At 28.9% G+C, this 6,552-nt stretch carries 5 protein-coding genes; all 5 read left to right on the forward strand.

The features are described from left to right. Nucleotides 1-112 precede the first annotated feature (112 nt). Nucleotides 113-766 carry a hypothetical protein gene (locus DRF75_RS03685; RefSeq protein WP_045171458.1) on the forward strand — a complete coding sequence of 218 codons (654 nt, stop codon included), beginning with the start codon at nt 113-115 and terminating at the stop codon, nt 764-766. Nucleotides 767-913: 147 nt separating this feature from the next. Further along, complete coding sequence (locus DRF75_RS03690; protein ID WP_129992668.1) at nt 914-1,453, forward strand: hypothetical protein; 540 nt, start codon at nt 914-916, stop codon at nt 1,451-1,453. 474 nt (nt 1,454-1,927) lie between these two features. Next, nucleotides 1,928-2,296, forward strand: a complete 369-nt coding sequence (locus DRF75_RS03695; protein ID WP_129992669.1) for a hypothetical protein — start codon at nt 1,928-1,930, stop codon at nt 2,294-2,296. An 80-nt stretch (nt 2,297-2,376) separates the two neighbouring features. After that, nucleotides 2,377-4,206 (forward strand): hypothetical protein, encoded by a 1,830-nt coding sequence (locus DRF75_RS03700; protein ID WP_129992670.1) that lies wholly within the window; start codon nt 2,377-2,379, stop codon nt 4,204-4,206. Between the two features lie 365 nt (nt 4,207-4,571). Further along, nucleotides 4,572-6,552, forward strand: a 1,981-nt coding sequence (locus DRF75_RS03705; RefSeq protein WP_129992671.1) for a hypothetical protein, incomplete at its 3' end; no start/stop codon positions are given.

The raw sequence follows: 6,552 nt of genomic DNA on the forward strand, positions 1-6,552 counted from the left end.
ATATATAGAATTAATATTTAAGCACTAATATTAACTAACTCTTTTATAAAAATTAATAAAATTATTATAATATAAATATTTCATTGAATTTTTTTAATTAAGGTTAATATCTATGATAAAGACTCATAATATAGCAATAAATTTTATAAGTGCGGTTATGATTACTGCTGCAGCAACAGGATTAGCGTTATGTGCTATAGGTGTAATACGTGAACATCAATGTGGGTATTGTGTACTATGTACATTGTTACTAGTATCTGCTTTTGTATCATTGGTAGCAAATTATAAGAAAGGTATAGGTAGAAAATATTCTAGTGTAAAAGAATATTTAAGAACGTTTTCATCAGATGAGAGTTTAGATACTGAAAACAGGTATTATGATCCAGTGCCTGATGTATTTGCAGAACATTATTTTGATGAAGATGTACTTTCTGCTGATAGAACACATAAAATACATGTAGATAGAAAGGCATATTATTCTGAACCTTATGAAGATGTGGAACTAGAACAATATTCTGCTTATGAAGAAGCTTTATATCATAATGGATTAATCAGAACACAGCCTTTTTTTGCAGAGTGTGAGACTACTCCTCCTAGTAGTAGTGATGTTAAAATGAAAACGTTTTCTAGTGGTGATGATAAAGTTAAGAAAGATACTACTATTCAAGATACGCAAGAGAAAAATTATGGTAGAGTACAAATTAGTGATAGTAGAGTTGACGCAGTAAAATCTTTGAGTGAAGAACAAAGTAAAAGCAGGTCTTGAGACTAATATCCTATTTTATTATGGGATGGTGAAAATATATATTTATTAACCTATATTACTATAAATTGAAATGTAAATTAGTTAATAAATATATTATTAAAAATATCGAATATTTTTTTGTTAATAATAAATAGATAGGTTATAAAAATGAGTAGATCAGTAATGGTTGTAAATGCTGCAACAGTAATGCTTCTTGCACTTATAGGATTGACTTTTAGTTGTATTAATTTCACGTTTCAAGATCAATCTTATATTATGATTAGCATATTTTCGTTATTATTAGTAGCGGGATTTGCTCTACTTTGTGTAAATTGTGTAGCTGCACGGTATGATAACATGGTTAATGTTTTATATAATAATACCGTTGCTAGTGATTTTGATATATCTAAAAAGGAAAAGATAGGAATATTTGCAAAGCTAAAAAATTTATTATTTAGTGAGAGATCTAGTCAACAACTTAATACATCTTCATATGCTGATCAATACTATGATAGTGATCACACTGTTGTTATCCAGATTAATGATCAAAGGGTTTCATATAATCCTGGCAATGAAATTGGCAATTCTGTAGAAGTTGATCAAAATGTATCTGAGAGCAATAAAAGTGCTGAATGTTGTGATAGTGCTGATTTTACAATAGAAGATGCTGAGGAAATGATACAAAACAGATTCTTTAAAGGAAGGTAGGTCATTTTTTATTTTTAGGTTGTTTTAGTATAAATTTTTTTACAATTGATAGGATACTTAACTTGTATTTTTATATAATTGATTAATTTTTTGAGTATTAGAAATGAGTATTAATCTTTATTAGAGTTTTTATGCTTTATTAAAAAATCATATTAGCTTTACTTAAAAAGTATATCTTTATTACAAATTTGCATTTTTAAATATTTAATAATAATTGTAGTATATTAGATTTGGTTGTTATAGTTTTTTAATATGATTAGATTATGTTGTGCATAGTATTATAAATTTTATTTAAAAATCAATGTAATATAAAGTGTTATCAATTCGTTAAAAAAGGTCTTTATCTTACAATATTTTGAGTATTAGAAGTAAATCATATGATTAATTTTTTTACTTTATGACATAAATGTATTTACTTTTTTTATATATAGTGTTGATTATATTATATATGTACTTAATATATTAAGTATTTTTATGGCAAGCTCAATACTCACTAAGAATGTTATGCTCGGTATTTTGTCAGCATATATATTTTGTACTTGTGCTATATTAGCAAATGAATATTCTAAAAACAATATATCTCTTGTTGCGTTTGTAGTACTGCTGTCACTTTGTTTTATTTTCTTATTTGCAAGTGTATTGTTGTGTTATGTATTGGATAATAAACCTGTAGATGATAACGAACGTGCTATTGATTTTCTGCCTTATAAGTCAGGCAGTTTTATACCGTATAAATTAAAGCCTAGATTTCATGATATTTCTAATATGTCACTTCATGCTTATAATGACTTATGTCATATCTCACAGGATCTCAAGTTACTTGTTTCTCATCCATCTGAATGACAAGTAATGTGTTTTCTTATAATACTAGTTTTGATAGATGTTGTTTTCTTTTTTTGAATTTTAGGCAGTGTTTTGATTCTATGTTAAATAAATTAGAACGTAATAATGTGTTTATTAAAGAAGATCACATTAATATTGTTGATGTGGAACGTTTATTGACGAAAGAGGAAAGTACATTTCTTATATTGTCAGCACAGTTGATTGTGAGAAATAGTGTTTTGTATTCAACTTATCCTGAAGTTGTGTGTGAAAAAATTGTAAAGTTAGCTGGCTTATCTGTGGAGGAAGTGCCATTTCAAGAGAGATTGAATGCAGCTAATAGAATCATTAAATTATTAGGTGATAAAGTATATAGTTTTGGTAATATGAATAGTTTTCATAAGTTTTTAGAAAGTGTATTTCGTAAGTATATGAGTTTTGTAAATACACATGCAATTAATTCTCCGCGTGGTTTTTATAAGATGCGTGATCATAGTATAAAACTTAGATTATTGAAAGATGTATTCTGTGCAAGTTATTTTAAATATTATTCTGTATATCAAGATAGACGACATGGCATGGTTAGAATAGGAGTAGATTTTACTTCTGATATAATTAAGCATTATGATGAGTATGCTACTAAATACGATAGTGATATTGTGCAGTACCTCAATGAAATGAGAGAATCTGGTTTTGCGATTGATGTGGGAATTAGTAATGCAAGTGTTGTACTTAATGCCAAAGAGATAATGTCTAAAGTTTTTGAACAAACAGCTGTTCTAGATGATGGATGTGTTTCCTGTTTTAGTAGATATAGTTTTAAGGAATTAAGCACTATTCAAAATGCTGCTATGAAAATGATACAAAGGTTAGCTCATTCTGAATTTGACGACGTTCTAGAAGGATTAGATGCTTGTGCTCTTGTCAATCATGTAACGTTGGGTACATCACCTTATAACAGAATGTTTATTTCTCAAAAATTGACTACTTCTGTAGATAAAGAGGGATTGATTTTTAATATTTATTATAGTTTATATCGTTATGCTAATATAGTTAAGAAAGTAAGTAACAGTATTGACGATTTTAAAGCATATGAAATGTTATCAACTAGTGTTCAAAATCAAGAATATTATATTTTGTATCCATTATTAAAGAGTGTATTAGATACAGGATTATCTATATTACATACTAGAATTAAACCTGGTTCTCCTATTAGTCAAGATGATGTATCTAAAATATTTAGTAGTTATGATATCAGTAAGAGAATTCTATCTCCTAATAGAAGGAGAAATATATTTGAAGAAATAGTGTGTTGTGCTAGAATTACATGTTGTTTACCTCATTTGTTAGAAACTTATCCTGATGATGTAGTTAATCATATTAAAGCATTAGCTAATGTTGATATAGGAGAAAATAAGTATCGTTGTGTTGAGTATTTGGTATATCGTTGTTATGATATATGTGTATTTAGTGATAGAGCTGAATTTCAGCAGATGATGAATTCATTTCTGACTTCTTATAGTAGTTACTATCAAAGTTTGGATGAAAGATTAAGAAGAAGGCATCCTAATTTTTTGTCTGGTAGTTCTTTTGACATCGTATTAATGCATTTAATGTATACTTCACTTTATAATTCAGAAATGGTAGAACAACGTCTTATAGATGATGCATGTGATAGAATGAAAAGCTTAGATTTTGATAGTTTGCGAAATTTTTATATGTCTTTTATGCAAGTAATTGCTAATACTATGAACTTTGGATACGATCAAATATATTTTCCATTGTATGAAATAAATACATTGCAAAATGATATTGAGAATGACGTTGTATCAGATGAAGATGATGTTTGTGAGTCCACGTTATGCTTACCATCTACACCTGTAGAGAATACATGTAATGTAGTAGGTAGTAGTAGTGCAATTGCTCATTAATGTTTTTTTATTACAAGAATAGACTAAGAAATAAGTATGATGGCTGTTAGTTTTGTGAATACGAGAGAGTACAGAGGTTTTGCAGGTTAATTACTATACATGGTATTAAATTTATAAGGTATTTATTATTTTTTTTTAATAATCTTTACATATAAGATTAAGATTATGATAGTGTTTTGTACTTAATAGGTCTGTCTTGCAAAAACCTGTTTTATCATTGTGATCTTTAATATTTAATGTAATATTAAAAAAATGTTAACTTTTATTAAAAGTATTATTTTTAATATGTGTAAATATTTTAATTCTATTTTTAAGGATTTTATTATACTATTAATAATAGTTAATTATATGAAAGAATATGTAAAATGAAAATATCTCACAAATTGACTCTGGGTGTTGTAAGTATTGCTTCTGCTGTCTTGTCATTAACATTAGTAGGTTTGTATTGCTCAAAAGTTATTCCTAATAATAAGCCTAATCTTATACCGGTATTGTTTGGTATAGTGTTACTAAGTGTTGTTGCAATAACGTGTCTTTTCATAATTTGTTGTTGTAAAAATAGTCTTTTTAATGTTGATAGAAATGGATATGTATCTATTGACGGTGATGATGTAAGTGACGATGCATCTATTAGAAGTCATGAAAGTCAAGATGTATGTGTTAATGATCAAATAAAAGCAGATTTTGAGAATGTTATACGTAGATTCAGTGATTTATTGTCGAATACTGAAAGATGTGATGTGCGAAATGCTGGTGATTTTAGATTTCGTATTGGCAATGTAAAAACTGCTTTTTTCTTTCCTATTTTTAAAACTAATTTTGATGTAATATTAAATAATTTACTTTCAAAAGGGTTGTTAAGTGATCATGATGCAAATAATCAACGCATAATAAATGAATTAAATCCTCAAGATTATGCATTTGTTTGTATTGCTGCTAAATTGATTGTGAATACTTCATTGTGTGAAGTATATCCTTTGTGGGTGCGCAATTATATTAAAGTTTTGGCTGGATTACCTATAGATCATATAGATGTGGGTCAGAGAAGGTATATATCTAATAGAATAATTGGCCTGTTATGTCAAAGAGTGTATTTTGCTGATTCTTATAAGGATTTTGGGGAAAAATTTGCGGAGTTAATGAATAGTATTGACGTTTATGAGATAGAAACTGTACAAGATTTGTATAAAATATGGAGTAAGCCGCAACTTGTTCAGTGTGTAGATCAATTATCTAAATTAAGATATTTTAGATATTATAATTTTTTTGGTGCTGATTGTGGTCAAGCAAAAGCAGATTTAGCATTTCAGGTATTAAATAGTTATTTAATTAATGATGGTGTGCCATTAGAGGTAGCAAGTGAATATGCAGCTACAATGCAAAAGTTGGAAGATGCGAAATTTGTAAGGGCGAGAGCTAAACAGAATACGCAGGAGATGAAGGTAGCAGAGCGGAATATAGCGTTGGCAAGAGTGAAGCTTAAAAAATTAGATGCAGAAAAATTGGTTGCTGAAGTTGTGGTGTATCATATTAATAAAACTACTATATCTTGGTTTGGTAGCTCTTTAGATACGAATTTAGTTGATGTGCAGTTTACAGAGAGGTGCTTTCATAATTTTATTAAATATGTTTCTAGTACAGATAAAAGCTCTGATAGTGTTGTTAGAACGTCTAAGTTGCCTGCACCAGATATGTATAAAACTAGTGCTAATAGTAGAATAATAACTAGACCTGTCGTAGGATATTCAAGTACTATGGATGTTGATTATGGATCTCAAGCAAGTAGTAGTCGTACTACATCAACTACATCGGATGTAGCAGGTATACCTAAAATAGGTACTAGTAGTAGAAAAGAATCTAGACCTATTATAGAAGCTTTAGATGTCATGCCTGAAGCTCAAGTAGGTAGTGGTGGTTATATTGCATTAACAGATAGACCTAAAACGAGTACTATTAATAGAAAAAAATCTGGACTTATTGCAAGAACTTCAGGTGCGATACCTAAAGCTCAAGCAGGTAGTAGTCGTACTACATCAACTACATCAGATGTAGCAGGTATACCTAAGATGGGTACTGGTAGTAGAAAAGAATCTAGACCTGTTACAGAAGCTTTATATGTAATGCCTGAAGTTCAAGTGGGTAGTAGTGGTTATACTGCATTAACAGATAGACCTAAAACGAGTACTATTAATAGAAAAGGATCTGAACTTATTGCAAGAACTTCAGGTGCGATACCTAAAGCTCAAGCAGGTAGTAGTCGTACTACATCAACTACATCAGATGTAGCAGGTATACCTAAGATGGGTACTGGTAGTAGAAAAGAATCTAGACCTGTTACAGAAGCTT

This window comes from Ehrlichia minasensis (assembly GCF_004181775.1).
Taxonomy (GTDB): Bacteria; Pseudomonadota; Alphaproteobacteria; order Rickettsiales; family Anaplasmataceae; genus Ehrlichia; species Ehrlichia minasensis.

Coding starts and splice junctions, on each gene's coding strand:
- DRF75_RS03685 (WP_045171458.1), top strand. CDS start 113: ATGATAAAGACTCATAATATAGCAATAAATTTTATAAGTGCGGTTATG.
- DRF75_RS03690 (WP_129992668.1), top strand. CDS start 914: ATGAGTAGATCAGTAATGGTTGTAAATGCTGCAACAGTAATGCTTCTT.
- DRF75_RS03695 (WP_129992669.1), top strand. CDS start 1,928: ATGGCAAGCTCAATACTCACTAAGAATGTTATGCTCGGTATTTTGTCA.
- DRF75_RS03700 (WP_129992670.1), top strand. CDS start 2,377: ATGTTAAATAAATTAGAACGTAATAATGTGTTTATTAAAGAAGATCAC.